This is a genomic window from Streptomyces sp. NPDC021212, assembly GCF_044332925.1.
In the GTDB taxonomy this organism is placed as follows: Bacteria; Actinomycetota; Actinomycetes; order Streptomycetales; family Streptomycetaceae; genus Streptomyces.
Genome location: NZ_JBIRPZ010000034.1, coordinates 1 through 19,258, shown reverse-complemented (window position 1 = coordinate 19,258; position 19,258 = coordinate 1). Strand labels below are relative to the sequence as shown.

2 protein-coding genes and 1 pseudogene are annotated in these 19,258 nt (G+C 73.1%); all 3 read right to left on the bottom strand.

Annotated elements, in window-relative coordinates:
* Positions 1–5,969: pseudogene (locus ACH4SI_RS41885) on the bottom strand (SDR family NAD(P)-dependent oxidoreductase); the annotation flags it as partial.
* A gap of 89 nt (positions 5,970–6,058) precedes the next feature.
* Positions 6,059–18,064 carry an SDR family NAD(P)-dependent oxidoreductase gene (locus ACH4SI_RS41880; protein WP_398306280.1) on the bottom strand — a complete coding sequence of 4,002 codons (12,006 nt, stop codon included), beginning with the start codon at positions 18,062–18,064 and terminating at the stop codon, positions 6,059–6,061.
* Positions 18,065–18,106: 42 nt separating this feature from the next.
* Positions 18,107–19,258: beta-ketoacyl reductase (locus ACH4SI_RS41875; RefSeq protein ID WP_398306277.1), on the bottom strand; the 1,152-nt coding region annotated here is incomplete at its 5' end.

Sequence of the window (19,258 nt, the reverse complement as noted above, 5' to 3'; positions counted from 1 at the left end):
GCGAGCGAGCACTCACCCTGCCGCAGCGCCTGCGCGGCCAGATGCATCGCCACCAACGACGACGAACACGCCGTATCCACCGTCACCGCCGGGCCTTCCAACCCCAACGTGTACGCCACCCGCCCCGAAACCACGCTGCCCGAGCCCGCGAGCATCGCATAGCCTTCGAGCTTGGCATCGGTGCCGCTGCTGAGCCCGGCGGCGTAGTCGTGGTACATCACTCCGGCGTAAACACCGGTCGGAGTACCTTTCAACGACACGGGGTCGATACCGGCCCGCTCCACCACCTCCCACGCCGCCTCCAGCAGCAGCCGCTGCTGCGGATCCGTCGCCAACGCCTCGCGCGGATTGATGCCGAAGAACCCCGCATCGAACGCGTCGGCGTCATGGAGGAAACCGCCCTCGTTCGCATAGCTGGTGCCCGGGTGGTCGGGGTCCGGATGGAAGAGGCCGTCCAGATCCCAGCCTCGGCCGGTCGGAAACTTCCCGATCGCCTCATCGCCCGAGGACACCAGGTCCCACAGGCCCTCCGGGGAGGTGATCCCGCCGGGAAAGCGGCAGGTCATCGCAACGATAGCGATCGGTTCGTCGGTGCTCGTCGACGTCACGGCGGGCGCTGTGGGTCGGACCGTCTCGCCCACCAGTCGGGTGCACAGGTAGGTGGCCAGGGCGTGGGGCGTCGGATAGTCGAACACCATCGTGGCGGGCAACCGCAACCCCGTCACCGCCGACAGCCGATTACGCAACTCCACCGCCGTCAACGAATCAAAACCCACCTCCTTGAACGCCGCCCCCGACCGCACCTCACCCGACGAACCAAACCCCAACACCGCCGCCACACAACCCCGCACCACCTCCCCCACCACAGCCAACCGCGCACCCTCATCCAGCCCCACCAACCGCCCAGCCAACCCACCAACCCGCCCCCCACCAACCGCCACCCGCCGCCGAACACGCCCCACCACCAACCCCCGCAACACCGCAGGCACATCACCACCAGCCACCCCCGCCACATCAAGATCCACCGCAACCACCAGCGGACGCTGGACTCGGCACGCGGCATCCAGCAGGGCCAGCGCCTTGGGGGTGGCCATCGCGGCGATCCCCGAGCGGGACATCCGGGCCCGGTCCACCTCGGCGAGCTTTCCGGTCAGGCTGCTGGACTGGGCCCAGAGTCCCCAGGCCACCGACAGCGCCGGAAGGCCGGTGGCCCGGCGGTGCGCGGCCAGTGCATCGCAGAAGGCATTCGCCGCCGCGTAGTTGGCCTGACCCGGGCTGCCCAGCACCCCGGCGGCCGAGGAGAACATCACGAACATGCCCAGCGGAAGATCCGCCGTCACGGCATGCAAATGGGCCGCCGCCGTGGCCTTCGCCTGCCACACCGCCGCCAGACGCTCCGGGGTCTGCGAGGTGAGTACCGCGTCGTCCAGCAGTCCAGTGGCGTGGATGACGCCGGTCAGCGGATGCTCCGCGTCGATCCCCGCCACCAGCTCCGCCACCGCGGCCGCATCCGTGACGTCGAGCGCGGCGATCCGCACCCGCGCGCCGAGGTCTTCCAGCCGGTCGGCCAGGTCCCGTGCGCCGGGGGCATCCGGCCCTCGGCGGCTCACCAGCAGAAGGTGGCCGACCTGCCACGTACGGACAAGGTGTTCGGCGACCAGTCCGCCCAGCGTGCCGGTACCACCCGTGATGAGCACCGTGCCGTCCGGGTCGAGGACGCCCGCGACGTCCGACGGCCGGTCGCTGTCGGCACGCCTCAGCCGGGGCACCAACGCCTGACCGCCCCGTACCGCCAGCTGAGGTTCGTCCCGTTCCACCGCACACGCGACCGCGTCCCGCACACCGTCCTCGAGGACATCGGCTCCGGGCGCGAGGTCGAGCAGGAGGAAACGTCCCGGGTTCTCCGCCTGCGCACTGCGCACCAGGCCCTGTACGGCGGCACCGGCCAGATCCGGGATGTCGTCCTCGGCGTGCGCGACCGCGCCCCGCGTCACCACCACCAACCGGGCATCGGCCAAGCGTGGTTCGGCCAGCCAGCCCTGCAGCATCCCCAAGGCCCGCTCCGCCAGGGCAAGCCCCGCGGCGGCCGCCACGGCACCGGCGTCGTCGGAGCGCGGGAAACAGGCGAGGGCCACGGACGGGACCGGCCCGCCGGCATCGAGCGCCGCGATCAACGACTCCAGGTCCTCGTCCGCGGCGTCGGGACCCAGGACCACCCAGCCGTCGTCATTCGTCATGACCGGCACGGCGGGCAACGGCGTCCACTCCAGCGCGAACAGCCCGTCCACGCCACGCGCGTCCGCGGCCCGCAACTGATCGATTCGTGCCGGGCGCGTCACCAGGGAGTCCACCGTCAGGACCGGTTCCCCGGCAGCGTCGGCCACCACCATCCGCAGTCCGCGCTCGCCGTCCACGCCGTGCTGCTGCGGGGAGATCCGCACCCGCACGGTGGTGGCGCCGGTGGCCCAGAGGGACACACCGTTCCAGGCGAACGGCAGCCACACCTGGCCGTCGTCCTGCTCCCGCTCCGACGAGGCGAGCAGCAGCGCCGGGTGCAGCGCGGCGTCGAGCAGCGCCGGGTGGATGCCAAAACCCTCCTCGTCCCCCGCTGCCTCGGGCAGCGCCACTTCGGCGACCAGATCCGCACCGTCCCGCCACATCGCGCGCAGCCCCTGGAAGGACGGCCCGTACGCATATCCCGCCACCGCGGCCCGTTCGTAGAACTCATCCAGCTCCACCGGCTGTGCGCCTGGCGGGGGCCACGCACCCCGCAAGCCCTCGGTCGTCGCACCGGTGTCCTCACGTGGCGGGCACAGTACGCCCTCCGCGTGGCACACCCACCCCGCTACGGAGTCGGCGTCCCCGGGACGGGAGTACACCTGAACCTCACGCCGCCCGTCCTCGGCTGCCTCCCCCACCACGACCTGTACGCGCAAGCCGCCCGACTCGGGGAGGGCCAAGGGCACCTGAAGCGCCAGCTCCTCCACCCCACCGCAGCCGACCTCGTCGGCCGCCCGCAACACCCACTCCACCAGCGCCGCGCCCGGAGCCAGTGCGGTTCCCGCCACCACATGGTCGCTGAGCCAGCTCGCGCCGCCGCCGGCCGGGATCCTGCCGGTGAGCAGGTGCGTACTGCCATGGGCAAGCTCGACCGCCGCGCCGAGCAGCGGATGCCCGGCGGAGACCAGCCCGAGGTCACTGGGGTCGCCGACCCCACCCGATCCCGCCATCCAGAACCGCTGGTGCTGGAACGGGTACGTGGGCAGGTCCACGGTGCACGGTGTCGGCTCGGCCGGGAACAGGTCCGTCCAGTTTACGGGAACGCCCGCGACGAACGCCTGGGCGAGCGACCGCACCAGCTGCTCCCGGCCACCGTGGTCACGGCGCAGCGTCGGCACGGTCGTCGCGTCGACGCTCGCCCGCTCGAAGGTCTCCTCCATGCCGACCGCCAGTACGGGATGGGTGCTGGCCTCGATGAACACCCGGTGCCCATCGGCCACCAACGCTTCGATCGCCTCGGCGAACCGCACCTGCTCCCGCAGATTGGTCACCCAGTACGCCGTGTCCAGACCGGCCGTATCGGCTCGGCCGCCGGTCACCGTCGAGTAGAAGGCCACGTCGTCCGAGGGAGCGGCTACCGGGGTCACGCCGTCCAGTACGCGCATCAGCTCGTCGCGGATCTCATCGACCTGGGGACCGTGCGAGGCGTAATCCACGTCGATCAGCCGCGCCCGGTCGCCGTTCTCCTGACAGGCGGCAACCACCGAGGCCACCTGCTCCGACGGCCCCGAAACCACCGTAGAAGAGGGTCCGTTATCCGCTGCCACGCCCACCGCGGCGGCCTGGCCCCCGAGCCGGGCCAACAGCTGACCGGCCTCCACCTGGCCCACCCCCAGCGACGCCATCGCGCCACCACCAGCCAACCGACGCAGAGCCCGGCTACGCAGCGCCACCACCTTCGCGCCGTCCTCCAACGACAACGCCCCCGCCACAACCGCCGCCGCGATCTCACCCTGACTGTGACCGACAACGGCGGTCGGCTTCACCCCGTGCCCCGCCCACACCGCCGCAAGCGACACCATCACCGCCCACAACACCGGCTGCACCACATCCACCCGACCCAGATCAGCCGCACCCTCCGCCCCACGAAGCACATCCCTCAACGACCAATCCACATACGGCCCCAACGCCCGCTCACACTCCGCCACCCGCCCCGCGAACACCGGCGACGCATCGAGCAACGCAGCTCCCATACCAGCCCACTGCGAACCCTGCCCCGGAAACACCAACACCGGACCCACACCACTCGCCAACGCCGGAGCACCCGAACACACCACACCCGGATGCGACTCCCCCGCCGCCAACGCCTCAACCGCCGCCACCAACCCCGCACGGCCCTCACCCACCACCACCGCACGATGCTCGAACACCGACCGCGTCCTCACCAACGACCAGCCGACCTCGGCAACCCCCACCTCCGTATCGACCACCCGCGCCGCCAACGCCGCCGCCTGCTCCCGCAGCGCCTCCGCACTCCGCGCCGACACCACCCACGGCACCACACCCACAACGGGCCGCGCCTCAGCACGCTCAGGCGCCTCCGGAGCCTGCTCTACGATCACATGCGCATTGGTTCCGGAAATGCCGAACGCCGACACACCGGCCCGCCGCGGACGCTCGCCGCGCGGCCACGCCACCGGCTCGGTCAGCAGCCGTACCGCGCCGCTGCCCCAGTCCGCGTGTGGGGTCGGCTCATCGACGTACAGGGTGGCGGGCAGCATCTCGTGGCGCAGCGCCATCACCATCTTGATCACACCGGCCACGCCCGCGGCACCCTGCGCATGGCCGATGTTGGACTTCAGCGAGCCCAGCCAGAGCGGTTGGTCGGCCGGCCGGTCCTGGCCGTACGCGGCGATCAGCGCGTCCGCTTCGATGGGGTCGCCGAGGGTGGTGCCGGTGCCATGGGCCTCCACGGCGTCCACCTCGGCTGAGGACAGCTGGGCGTTGATGAGGGCTTGTCGGATCACCCGCTGCTGCGAGGGTCCGTTGGGCGCGGTCAGGCCGTTCGACGCGCCGTCCTGGTTGATCGCCGAGCCCCGGAGCACCGCGAGGACCTGGTGTCCGTTGCGCCGTGCGTCCGAGAGTCGTTCCAGGAGCAGCAGGCCGACGCCTTCGGAGAATCCGGTGCCGTCGGCGGCCGCCGCGAAGGGTTTGCAACGGCCGTCGGGGGCCAGTCCGCGCTGGCGGGAGAACTCCACGAAGGTGTGGGGGGTGGTCATCACGGTGACGCCACCGGCCATGGCCAGGGTGCATTCGCCCTGCCGTAGCGCCTGGCAGGCCAGGTGCATGGCGACCAGGGACGAGGAGCATGCCGTGTCCACGGTCACCGCGGGGCCTTCGAGGCCGAGGGTGAAGGCGACCCGGCCCGAGACGACGCTGAGCGTGTTGCCGGTGAGCAGATAGCCCTCGGCGCTCCTTTCGATGTGGGGCGTGCCGAAGCCGAGGATTCCGGCGCCCGCGTAGACGCCGGTCGGGGTGCCCTTCAGTGAGGTGGGGTCGATGCCGGCGCGTTCGAGCAGTTCCCAGGAGACCTCCAGGAGCTGGCGCTGCTGCGGTTCGGCGGCCAGTGCCTCGCGCGGGCTGATGCCGAAGAAGGTGGCGTCGAATCCGTCCGCGTTCCGCAGGAAGCCGCCTCGGCGGACGTAGGTGGTGCCGGAGTGGTCCGGGTCCGGGTGGTACAGGCCGTCCAGGTCCCAGCCGCGGTCCTTCGGGAAGTCCCCGATGGCGTCCTGGCCGGAGGCGACGAGGCGCCACAGGTCCTCGGGGGAGGCGATCCCGCCCGGGAAGCGGCAGGCCATGCTGACGATGGCCACCGGCTCCTGCGCCCGCTCCTCCACCTCGCGCAAGCGCTGACGGGTCTGCCCCAGATCGGCCGTCACCCGCTTGAGGTACTGGCGGAGCTTTTCTTCCGTACCCGTACCTGGCCCCGTACCCGACCCTGAACCCGAACCCGAACCCGAACCCGTATCCGTAACCGACATCTGTCCTCGCTCCTCCATCAGCGCAGTTCACGGTCAATGAGCGCGAACATCTCGTCGTCCGAAGCGGATTCGAGGGCGTCGAAGTCCGTCGCGCCGGACGCGTCGGTCGATCCGCCGTTCACCTTCGCCAGCAGTCCGCTCAGCCGCTTGGCGATCCTGTGCCGTCCTTCTTCGTCCGTGACGAGGGCGTCCAGGGTGTGGTCCAGCCTGGCCAGCTCGCCCAGTACGGGGTCCACGCCGTCCAGGGGTGGGGCGTTGGCGTCGTCGGGCGCGAGCCGTTCCAGCAGGTATTCGGCGAGCACCGCGGCCTCGGGGTAGTCGAAGACCATCGCGGCGGGCAGCCGCAGTCCGGTGGCGGCGGCGAGCCGGTTGCGCAGTTCCACGGCGGTCAGCGAGTCGAAGCCCAGCTCCTTGAAGCTGGCCTCGGCCTGCACCGCGTCCACATCGGTGTGTCCCAGCACGGTGGCCGCGTGGCCGCGGACCAGGCCCAGCACCAGCCGGTGGCGCTCGGCCGCCGACAGCCCGGCCAGCCTGTCGGCCCAGTCGACGGGCTGTCCCGCGTCGGAGGCGACGGCCGCCGTACGCCGCCCCCGCCCGCCACCACCCGTGGTGGTGGCGAGTGCGCGCAGGGTGGCTTGCAGGCGCTCGGCGGGCAGGGCGGCCAGGGTCCGGGGGTTCACGTCGGCTGCCACCAGCAGGTGGCCGCCGTGCTGAACTGCTGCGTCGAGCAGGGCCAGGCCCTGCTGGGTGCCGAGGGCGCCCACGCCGGTACGGGCCATCCGCGCGAGGTCGGCCTCGGCGAGGTGACCGGTCATCCCGCTGGCGTCGGCCCACAGCCCCCAGGCCACCGACACGCCCGGCAGCCCTTCGGCCCGGCGGCGGGCGGCCAGGGCGTCACAAAAGGCGTTCGCGGCGGCGTAGTTGGCCTGGCCTGGACTGCCCAGCACCCCGGCAGCCGAGGAGAACATCACGAACATGCCGAGCCGCAGGTCCGCCGTCGCCGCGTGCAGATGGGCCGCCGCCGTGGCCTTGGCCTCCCACACCCGCGCCACCCGCTCCGGCGTCTGCGAAGTGAGCACCGCGTCGTCGAGCACACCCGTGGCATGGATGACGCCGGTCAGGGGATGCTCCGCATCGATCCCCGCCACCAGCTCCGCCACTGCGGCCGCATCCGTGACGTCCACCGCGACCACGCGCACCTGCGCGCCCAACTCACCGAGACGAACCGTCAGTTCTGCGGCACCCGGTGCGTCCGGGCCGCGCCTGCTCGCCAGTACCAGGTGGCGGATCTGCCAGGTGCGTACGAGGTGTTCGGCGACGATGCCACCCAGCGTGCCGGTGCCGCCCGTGATGAGCACGGTGCCGTCCGGGTTCACGGCGGCGGGTACGTCCAGGACCAGCTTGCCGGTGTGGCGGGCCTGGCTGAGCTGCCGCAGCGCTTCCCGCGCCCGGCTCAGCGGCCAGGTCCGTACGGGGGCGGGCCGCAGCACCCCGGCGGTGAACAGCTCCCGCAGCGTGCGCAGCATCTCGCCGATGCGGTCCGGTCCGGCGTCGGGCACGAGGTCGAAGGCTCGGTAGCGCACACCGGGGCAGGTGGCGGCGATGTGCTCCGGGTCGCGGATGTCGGTCTTGCCCATTTCCGAGAGCCGCCCGCCGTCGGCCAGCAGCCGCAGCGAGGCGTCGACAAGGGGTCCGGCGAGGCTGTTCAGCACCACGTCCATGCCCCGGCCACCGGTGGCGTCCCGTAGCTCGGTCTCGAAGTCGAGGGTGCGTGACGAGGCGCGGTGTGCCTGGTCGATGCCCATCTCCTCCAGCACCGCGTGCTTGCCGGGGCTCGCCGTGGCGTACACCTCGGCGCCCAGGTGGCGCGCGATCTGGACGGCGGCCATGCCGACGCCGCCGGTGGCGGCGTGGATGAGCACCGACTCTCCGTGCCGCAGTCCGGCCAGGTCCACCAGGCCGTACCAGGCGGTGAGGAACACGACCGGTACGGCGGCGGCCTGCTGGAAGGTCCAGCCGTCCGGGATCGGCACCACCATGCGCGCGTCCGCCACCGCCAGCGGGCCGAAGGCGCCTTCGAACAGGCCCATCACACGGTCGCCCACGGCCAGTCCGGTCACCCCGGCACCGATGTCCACGACCGCACCGGCGCCTTCGCTGCCCCGGAACACCCCGCCGCCCGGGTACAGCCCGACGGCGATCAGGGCGTCGCGGAAGTTGACGCCTGCCGCGTGGACCGCGATACGGACCTCACCGGGGCCCAGGGGGTCCAGCACCTCGGGGCAGGGCACCGGGGTCACGTTCTCGATGGTCGCGGTCCCTTCCACCGCGAGCCGCCAGGCCGGTTGCGCCACCGGGGCCACCAGGCCGCCGCTTCCGGCGGCCCCGGCACGCGTCAGCCGTGGCGCCCACACCCGGCCCGCGCGCACCGCCACCTGCGGTTCGGCCATCCCCATCGCGCTGAGCACCCCTTCCAGGACACCTGCGCCCGGTGCTTCCGCCGGGCCACGGGGGTCGAGGTCGAGCAGGATGAACCGGTCGGGGTTCTCCGCCTGCGCGCTGCGGAGCAGACCCCACACCGCCGCACCGGCCGCGTCCATGGCATCGGTTCCGGAGTCGTCCCCGTCCGGTGCACCGGCCGCGACGGCACCCCGCGTCACCACCACCAACCGGGCGTCGGCCAGCCGGGGTTCGGCCAGCCACGCCTGCAGCAGGCTCATCGTGCGCTGGACGGTGGCCATGCACTCGGCCGGGGTGGCCGCCGATGCGGCCGGGACACCGGTCAGCACCACCGAGGGAGCGGATGCGCCATCGTCGGCCGCCGCGAGCAGCGATGCCAGATCCGGGTGGCGCACAGCACCGGCGGTGTCCCATTCCGCCGGGCCCAGCACCACCCACTCGCCGCGGTCGGCCACCGGCTCCGGCGCCCCCGGCAGCGGAATCCAGTCCAGCGTGAACAGCCCGTCCGGGCCGCGGTGGCCCGGGGTGCGCAACTGGTCCGTACGGGCGGGGCGCAGCACCAGCGAGTCGACCGTGAGAATGGGGTCGCCCACGGCGTCGGCCACGGTCACCCGCAGCGCCCGCTCGCCCTCCGCGTTCCGCCCGTCCGGCGACAGCCGGACCCGTACCGTGGTCGCCCCGGCGGCCCACAGGGACACTCCGTTCCAGGTGAACGGAAGCCACATCCGGCCGTCGTCGTCCCGCTCGGGCGTCCGCCCGGTGAGCAGGGCGGCCGGGTGGAGTACGGCGTCCAGCAGCGCGGGGTGGATGCCGAATCCGCTCCGCTCGCCGGCGGTCTCGGGCAGCGCCACCTCGGCCAGCACGTCGGAGCCGTCCCGCCAGAGCTTGCGTACGCCCTGGAAGGCGGGTCCGTACGCGTATCCGTCGGCGGCGGCCCGCGCGTAGAAGCCGTCCGCGTCCACCGGCTCCGCGCCCGGTGGCGGCCATGTCCCGGAGGGCTCGGGGGCCGGGTGGCCGCGGGGCGGGGCGAGTACGCCGTCGGCGTGGCACAGCCACGTTCCGTCGGTGTCGGCGTCCGGGCGGGAGTGGACGCGCACCTCGCGGTGGCCGTCCTCGTCGGCCGCGCCCACCGCCACCTGGACGCGCAGCCCACCGGATTCGGGAAGGACCAGCGGAGTGTGCAGCGTCAGTTCGTCCACCACCGCGCACCCGGCCTCGTCGGCGGCCCGCAGCGCCCATTCGACCAGCGCGGCGCCCGGCACCAGGCGCGCCCCGGCCACCACATGCTCGGCGAGCCAGCCGTGGCCGCCACCGGTCCCGATGCGGCCGGTGAGCAGACGGGTGCTGCCATCGGCGAGCTCGACGGCGGCTCCCAGCAAGGGGTGGTCGGCGGAGGTCAGCCCGAGGTCGGCGGGGTCACCGCCGCGGCCGTCCGCTCCGTCCAGCCAGTAGCGTTCCCGCTGGAAGGCGTACGTCGGCAACGGGACGGTACGGGGCGCGGGGTCGGCCGGGAACAGGGTGGTCCAGTCCGTCTCGACCCCGGCGGTGAACGCCTGCGCCACCGAGCGCACCAGCTGCGCCAGATCGCCGTGGTCGCGCCGCAGGGTGGGCACCGCGATGGCCGCGCTTCCCGCTTCCTCGAAGGTTTCCTGCATGCCGACGGTGAGGACGGGGTGGGTGCTGACCTCGATGAACACGCGGTGACCATCGGCCAGGGCGGCCCGTACGGCGTCGGCGAAGCGCACCTGTTCGCGCAGGTTGCGCACCCAGTACGCGGTGTCGAGCCCGGCGGGTTCGGCGGGGGCCGCGGTCACGGTGGAGTAGAAGACCACGCCCGTTCCGGGCCGGGTGGGGTGAACGCCGTCCAGCAGCCGTGTGAGTTCGTCGGTGATCCCGTCGACCTGGGGGCTGTGGGAGGCGTAGTCCACCTCGATCATCCGGGCCCGCTCACCGGTGTCACGGCAGGCGGCCACGGCCGCCGCCACTTGCTCGGGCGGTCCGGACACCACCGTCGACGCGGGCCCGTTCACGGCTGCCACCACTACCGTGGCCGCGCGCTCGCCCAGTTCGGCGAGCAGCCGCTCGGCGCGTTCCCGGCCCACGCCGAGGGAGGCCATCGCCCCGCCGCCCGCGAGTCGCCGCAGGGCCCGGCTGCGCAGGGCCACGATGCGGGCGCCGTCGTCCAGCGAGAGCGCCCCGGCCACGCAGGCGGCGGCGATCTCGCCCTGGCTGTGGCCCACGACGGCGGCGGGTGTCACGCCATGACCGGCCCATACGGCGGCCAGGGACACCATGACCGCCCACAGCACCGGCTGCACCACGTCGACGCGGCTCAGATCGGCGACGCCTTCGGTGCCGCGCCCGCGCAGTACGTCGGTGAGGGACCAGTCGACGTAGGGGGCCAGGGCCCGTTCGCAGGCGGCCATCCGCTCCGCGAACACCGGTGCGGTGTCGAGGAGTTCGGCGCCCATCCCCTGCCACTGCGAGCCCTGGCCGGGGAACACCAGCACGGGGCCGGCCGCGCGCGGGTCCGGGGTGACGGCGGACTGCACGACACCCGGGTGTGTCTCGTCGCCCGCGAGCGCCTCCACCGCGGCCAGGAGCTCCGCCTGGCTCTCGCCGACGACCACCGCCCGGTGGTCGAAGAGCGTACGGGTCCTGATCAGTGACCAGCCCACCTCGGCGGGCGTGGCCCCGGGGGCGGTGGCGAGGTGGGCGGCCAGTGCCCGGGCCTGCTCGCGCAGCGCCGTGACGCCCCGCGCGGACAGCACCCAGGGCACCACGCCCTGGTGAGCGGCGGGCTCCGCCGTATCGGCTGGTTCCGGCGCCTGTTCGAGGACGACATGGGCGTTGGTGCCGCTGATGCCGAAGGAGGACACGGCGGCTCGGCGCGGCCGCTCCTCGTGCGGCCATTCCACCGGCTCGGTCAGCAGCCGTACGCCGTCCTCCCACTCCACGTGCGGGCTCGGTGCGTCGATGTGCAGCGAGGCGGGCAGCAGTCCGTGCCGCATCGCCATCACCATCTTGATGACGCCCGCGGCCCCGGCGGCGGCCTGGGTGTGGCCGATGTTCGACTTGATGGAGCCGAGCCACAGCGGCCGTCCGTCGGCCCGCGCCTGCCCGTAGGTGGCGAGCAGCGCCTGTGCCTCGATCGGGTCGCCGAGGGTGGTGCCGGTGCCGTGGGCCTCCACCGCGTCGATGTCGGCCGGGGTGAGGCGGGCGGTGGCGAGCGCCTGCCGGATCACCCGCTGCTGAGAGGGGCCGTTGGGGGCGGTCAGGCCGTTGGAGGCACCGTCCTGGTTGACGGCCGAACCCCTGATGACCGCCAGCACCCGGTGGTCGTTGCGCCGGGCGTCCGACAGCCGTTCCAGGACGAGCAGGCCGATGCCCTCACCCCAGCCCGTGCCGTCCGCCGCCGCCGCGAACGGCTTGCAGCGGCCGTCGATGGCCAGTCCGCGCTGGCGCGAGAACTCGACGAAGGTGTTCGGCGTGGCCATCACGGTCACGCCGCCCGCCAGCGCCAGCGCGCATTCGCCCTGGCGCAGCGCCTGGGCCGCCAGATGCATGGCCACCAGCGACGACGAACACGCCGTGTCCACCGTCACCGCGGGCCCCTCCAGGCCGAAGGTGAACGCGACCCGTCCGGAGGCGATGCTGGGGGTGCTGCCGGTCATCAGGCGGCCCTCGACGCCCTCCGGGGTACGGCCCAGGAAGCGGCTGCCGTAGTCGTCGTACATGACGCCGGTGATGACGGCGGTCTGGCTGCCGCGCAGGGTCACCGGGTCGATGGCCGCGCTCTCGAATGCCTGCCAGGCGGTCTCCAGCAGCAGCCGCTGCTGCGGGTCGGTGGCCAGCGCCTCGCGTGGGCTGATGCCGAAGAACTCGGCGTCGAACCGCGCGGCATCGTACAGAAATCCGCCCTCGCGGGCATAGCTGGTGCCGGGGTGATCCGGGTCCGGGTCGAAAAGCCCCGCCAGGTCCCAGCCCCGGTCACCGGGAAACTCACCGATCGCGTCCGCGCCCTCGGACACCAGCCGCCACAGCTCCTCCGGCGACCCGACCCCGCCCGGGTAGCGGCATGCCATGCCGACGATGGCGATGGGATCGCCGTCGGCGGCCACAGGCGCGGCCACGGGGGCGAGCGGTGCCGCGTCGCGGGTCGCGATCAGCTTCTCGCGCAGGAAGCCCACCAGGGCGTCGGGGGTCGGATAGTCGAAGATGACGGTGGCCGGGATCCGGGTTCCGGTGGCCGCGTTGAGCCGGTTGCGCAGGTCGAGGGCGGTCAGTGAGTCGAATCCGAGTTCCTGGAAGGCGCGGCCCAGCTCGATGGCCTCCGGCGCCGGATGGGCGAGCACGGTGGCGACCTGGGCGCGGACCAGTTCGCCAAGGACGCGGTCCTGTTCGGCGGCGGGCAGGCCGGCCAGCCGCTCGGCCCAGGACACCGCCCGGGTGTCCTGGGCGGGCGGCCGGGCGGGGCTGGGCACCAGGGCCCGCAGGACGGGCGGCAGTGGCCCGGTGGCGGCCCGGCCGCGCAGTGCGGCCAGATCGAACCGGGCCGGTACGAGGACGGGGTACGGGGTGGTCAGCGCGGTGTCCAGCAGCGCCTGGACCTGGTCGTCCGCGATGGGGGCGACACCGGAGCGCGCCATCCTGGCCAGGTCGGCGTCGTCGAGGTCATGGGTCATGCCACCGGCCGAGGCCAGCAGTCCCCAGGCCAGTGTGTGGGTCACCAGGCCCTCGGCGCGGCGGTGTTCGGCGAGGGCGTTGAGGAACATGTTGGCGGCCGCGTAGTTGGCCTGCCCGCCGTTGCCCATGAGGGAAGCGGCGGAGGAGAACAGCACGAAGGCCGTCGGGGCCATCTCACGGGTCAGCCGGTGCAGATGCCATGCCGCGTCGGCCTTCGGGGCGAGTACGGCGTCGAACCGCTCGGGGGTCAGCGAGGTGACCACGCCGTCGTCCAGCACCCCGGCGGCGTGGACGACGGCCGTCAGCGGATGGGCGGCGGGGATGGTGGCCAGCAGACCGGCCAGGGCGTGGGGATCGGCGACGTCACAGGCGGCGACTCGTACGTCCGCGCTCAGGTCGGCCAGTTCGGCGGTGAAGGTGTCGATGCCGTGTGCGGCCGGGCCGCGCCGGGAGACCAGCAGCAGGTGACGGGTGCCATGTGCGGTGGCCAGGTGCCGGGCGACCAGTCGGCCGAGTGCGCCGGTGCCGCCGGTGATCAGGACGGTTCCGTCCGGGTCGAGGGCGGGAAGCGGCGCCTCGTGGTCGGGGCGGACCCGGATCAGACGGGGGACGCGTACGGTCCCGGCCCGCATCGCCAGCTCGGCTTCGGAGGCCGCCACGGCGGCCGGGAGGGCGGTGGGCAGGGCGTGGCGGGAGGCCGGGTCGTCGTCCAGGTCCAGCAGCAGGATGCGCTCGGGGTGTTCGGCCTGTGCGGCGCGGACCAGGCCCCACAGGGGCGCGATGGTCAGGTTCGGGGGCGGGTCGCCGGGGGTGGCGGCGATCGCGCCCTGGGTGGCGATCACCAGCCGGGCCGTGCCGAACCGTTCGTCGGTCAGCCACGTGCGCAGCGCGTCCAGCACCTGATGGGCGGCCGCGCGCACCAGTGCCGGTGTCTGGTCGGGGTCGGACGTCGCGCTGTCGCGCCTTCCCGCACACGTCATGATGACGAGGCTCGGGAGCGGCAGTCCTGCGTCGATGGCGGCCTGCAGCGCGGCAAGGTCCGGGTGGGAGGAGCCGGGTTCGGGGCCGCCGGCCAGGTCCAGGCGGTCGGGGCCGACGACGGCCCAGCTCCCGGCCGGTGCCGGTTGGCCCAGGGGTAGCGGCTGGGGCTGCCAGTCGAGCCGGTAGAGGGAGTCGTCGGTGGAGGTGGAGCGCCAGCGGTCGGCGGGGATCTCGCGCAGCCCGAGGGTTTCGATGGTGGCGGCCACGGCGCCATGGTCGTCGGTCAGGGTGATCGCGACGGTGTCGGGGCCGGTCGGGGTGATGCGGACCCGTAGCCGGGTGGCGCCGGTGGCGAACAGCCGTACCCCGCCGAACGAGAACGGCAGTCTGACGGTGCCCGATGTACGGTCGGTGCGCGCGTGGTCCGCGTTGAACAGTTCCTCCACCGGGTGCAGCGCGCTGTCGAGAAGAGCCGGGTGCAGACCGAACCCCTCGGCCTCGCCCCGCTGTTCGGTGGCCAGGCGCACCTCGGCGAGCATGTCCTCGCCGTGCCGCCACGCGGCGTGCAGTCCGCGGAAGGAGGGGCCGTACGCGTACCCCTGCTCGCCGAGGCGCCGGTACAGGTCCGCCACGTCGACCGGGGTGGCGTCGGCCGGTGGCCACGGCGCCGGGGGTGCCGCCGGGGCGGGCGCCGCCGGGGCCGCGGGGGCGAGGAGCCCTACGGCGTGGCGGCGCCAGGTGTCCATGGCTTCCGGGCTCTCGTCGTCCTCGTGTGCGGGGCGGGAGGAGAGGGTGAGCGCGCGTCGGCCCGTGTCGTCGGGCGCGGCGACGGCCAACTGGATGTGCACCGCCCCGGAGGCGGGCAGGAGGAGCGGGGTCTCCAGGGTGAGGTCGTCGACCATGTCGCTGCCGGCCCGCGCGGCGGCGAGCAGTGCCAGCTCCAGGAAGGCCGTCCCGGGCAGCGGCACACTGCCTGCGATGGTGTGGTCCGCCAGCCAGGGGTGGGTGTTCAGCGACAGCCGCCCGGTGAGCAGCAGTTCGCCTTCGGGTGTTTCCACGACGGCCTGCAGGAGGGGGTGGCCGGTGGCGCCGAGCCCGGCGGCGCGTACGTCGGCGGTGCCGCTCGGGACGGCTCGCCAGTAGCGCTCGCGCTGGAATCGATAGGTGGGCAGGTCGACCTGGCCCGCGCCGTCGGGGAGTGCGGCGGAGAAGTCGGCGGTGCCGCCGTCGATGTGCATTCTGGCCAGGGCGGAGAGAAAGGTGCGGGGTTCGTCGCGGCCGTGGCGCAGAGCGGCGGCGAACACCAAGGCCGACTCGGGCGTCGCCCCATCGGCGGCGAGGGCGTCCTCGGCCATGGTGGTGAGGACGGCGTCCGGGCCGAGTTCGAGGGAGCGCACCACGCCCTCGGTGCGCAGGGTCCGCAGTCCGTCGTGGAACCGTACGGGCTCGCGGACGTGGCGTACCCAGTACTCCGGGTCGCGGAGCTGGTCGGCGTCGGCCACCTCACCCGTGACGTTGGAGATCACCGGGATGTGCGGCGCATGGTAGGTGAGGGTGCGGGCGACCTGGCGGAAGTCGTCCAGCATCGGCTGGAGGAGCGGCGAGTGGAAGGCATGGCTGACGTGCAGCCGCTTGGTGCGGTGGCCGCGCTCCTTGAGGGTGCGCACCACATCGTCCACGGCCTCGGCGGCGCCGGACACCACGAGGGCGGAAGGGCCGTTGACTGCCGCCAGGGCCAGATGGTCCGCATGCTCGCTGAGCAGGGGGAGGACCTGTTCCTCGGTGGCCTCGACGGCGGCCATGGCGCCACCGGCCGGGAGCGCCTGCATGAGCCGGCCCCGGGCGGCGACGAGGGTGCAGGCGTCCGGCAAGGTAAGAACGCCCGCCACATGTGCGGCGACGATTTCGCCGACGGAGTGGCCGGTCAGATATCCCGGGGTGAGCCCGAAGGACTCCACCAGCCGGAAGAGAGCGGTCTCCAGGGCGAAGAGGGCCGTCTGCGTCACTCCGGTGCGGTGCAGGGAGCGGGCCTCGTCGGTGCCCTCGGCGGCGAAGAGGATGTCGCGCAGCGAGCGTCCGAGCAGCGGGTCCAGATGGGCGCATGCCTCGTCGAGAGCCGTCGCGAACACGTCGAAGGATCGATACAACTCCGCGCCCATGCCCGGCCGTTGGCTGCCCTGGCCGGTGAACATGAGCGCGGTGGCGCCGAGGCGGGCCGCTCCGGCACGGGTCAGCCCGGGGTGGGCCCGGTCGTCGGCGAGCGCGCGGACGGCCGTCAGCAGCTGGTCGCGGTCGTCGCCGAGGATCACGGCGCGGTGTTCGAAGACGGTACGGGTCCTGGCGAGCGACCAGCCCACGTCGGCCGGCGGCAGCCCCGGATGGGCGTCGGCATGGGCGGCCAGTGCCGCGGCCTGGTCGCGCAGCGCTTGGTCGGTACGGGCCGACAGCACCCAGGGCAGCGGGCAGCCGCCGGTCGGCGCCCCCTCGGAGGCCGGGCGCGCGGGCGCGCCGTCCGGGGCGGATTCGAGGAGGAGGTGGGCGTTGGTTCCGGAGATCCCGAACGAGGACACCGCGGCCCGGCGCGGCCGTTCCCCGCGTGGCCAGGCGACGGGTTCGGTGAGCAGGCGTACGGCACCCGCGTCCCAGTTCACATGCGGAGTGGGCTGGTTGACGTTCAGGGTGGCGGGCAGCGTTTCGTACCGCATCGCCATGATCATCTTGATGACGCCCGCCACGCCTGCCGCGCCCTGGGTGTGGCCGATGTTCGACTTGACGGACCCCAGCCACAGTGGCTTTCCGTCGAACCGGTCCTGGCCGTAGGTGGTCAGCAGCGCATGCGCCTCGATGGGGTCGCCCAGCCGGGTGCCGGTGCCGTGTGCCTCGACCGCGTCCACCTCGGCCGGTGACAGCCGTGCGTTCGCCAGCGCCTGGGTGATGACCCGCTGCTGGGAGGGGCCGTTGGGCGCGGTCAGGCCGTTCGAGGCACCGTCCTGGTTGATGGCCGAGCCCCTGATGACCGCCAGCACCCGGTGGCCGTGGCGACGGGCGTCGGACAGCCGCTCGAGCAGCACCAGGCCGACGCCCTCGGCGAAGGCGGTGCCGTCGGCGTCCGCGGAGAACGCCTTGCACCGGCCGTCGGGCGCGAGACCCCGCTGCCGGGAGAACTCGGTGAACACGTTCGGGATCGCCATCACCGTCACACCACCGGCCAGGGCCAGACCGCATTCGCCCTGCCGCAGCGCCTGACAGGCCAGATGCATGGCCACCAGCGACGACGAACACGCCGTGTCCACCGTCACCGCGGGCCCTTCGAGTCCGAGCGTGTACGCCACCCGGCCCGACAGCACACTGGGGGCGTTGCCGGTCACCAGATAGCCCTCGGCGCTCCTGTCGATGTGTGGCGTGCCGAATCCGGGGAGGGCGGTCCCGGCGTACACACCCGTCGTGCTGCCCTTGAGCGAGGCGGGGTCGATTCCGGCACGTTCCAGCAACTCCCAGGCCACCTCCAGCAGCAGCCGCTGCTGGGGGTCGACGGCCACGGCCTCGCGCGGGCTGATGCCGAAAAACTCGGGGTCGAACCGGTCGGCGTCATAGAGGAATCCGCCCTCACGGGCGTGGCTGGTTCCGGGGTGATCCGGGTCCGGGTGGAACAGGCTCTCCAGGTCCCAGCCGCGGTCCGTGGGGAACTCCCCCATCGCGTGGTCGCCGGAGGCGACGAGCCGCCACAGGTCCTCGGGCGTACCCACCCCACCCGGATACCGGCAGGCCATGCTCACCACGGCCACCGGCTCCTGGGAGCGGTCCTCCATGGCGCGGAGCCGCTGACGTGTCTCGTGGAGGTCGCCGGCCACTCGCCTCAGATAGTCGACCAGCTTCTCTTCATCAGCATGCGGCACAGAGGGTCACCCGGCCTTCCGTGAAAGGGCGCGCCACGTCGGTCATGACAGGCCAAGCTCGTTGTCGATGAAATCCAGCACCTGATCGGCGGTCGCGACCTGCAGCCGCTCCACGGCGCCGGCGTCGTCGCCCGAGGGACACATCGCCTTCCAGCGCGAGAGCAACGTCTCCAGCCGGGTCGTGACCGCACCGGAATCCAGCTCCTCGACGGCCACGTCGGACAGGCTGTTCTCCAGCCTGACCAGCTCGTTGAAGACCGGGTGGAGTACGTCACGGTCCGGGGCCCCGGCGTCGTCCGGGGCGAGTTGACGGCGCAGGTGTTCGGCGAGCGCGGCCGCTTCGGGATGGTCGAAGACGAGCGCCGCGGGCAGCCGCAGCCCGGTGGCCGCGGCCAGCCGGTTGCGCAGCTCGACCCCCGTCAGCGAATCGAAGCCGAGGTCCTTGAACGACGCGTCGGGGTGGACGGTGGCGGGGTCGGCGTGGCCCAGCACGGTGGCGGCGTGGCTGCGCACCAGGTTGAGCAGCAGCCGGTGTTGCTCGGGGGACGGCAGCCCGCGCAGCCGGCCGGCCCAGTCGGTCGGCCGGCCACCGACCGCCGCGGCCGGTCGGCCACGGCCGCTGCCGCCGGTGGCCGCGAGCGCCCGGAGCGGGGTGGGCAGGGTGGCGGTGTCCTGGGCGGCCAGGGCCCGGGTGTCCAGCTTGAGCGCCAGCAGATGGGGACGGCCGTGGCGGCACGCCGCGTCCAGCAGAGCCAGCCCCTCTTCGGTGCTGTTGGCCGTGATCCCCAGGCGGCCGATCCTGGCCAGGTTGGCGGTGTCCAGCCGGGCGGTGAGGCCGCTGGTGGCCGCCCACAGCCCCCAGGCCACCGAAAGCCCCGGCAGGCCGAGACCCTGGCGGTGGGACGCGAGGGCGTCGCAGAAGGCGTTGGCCGCGGCGTAGTTGGCCTGGCTGGGAGTGCCCAGATCGGAGGCGAAGGAGGAGAACATGACGAACGTGCCGAGCCGCAGATGCGCCGTCGCCGCGTGCAGATTGGCCGCGGCAGTGGCCTTGGCCCCCCACACCCGCGCCAGTCGCTCCGGAGACTGCGCGGGAAGCATCGCGTCGTCCAGGGCGCCCGCGGCATGGATGACGCCGGTCAGCGGATGCGCCGGATCGATACCCGCGACGACATCGTTGACGGTGACGCGGTCGGC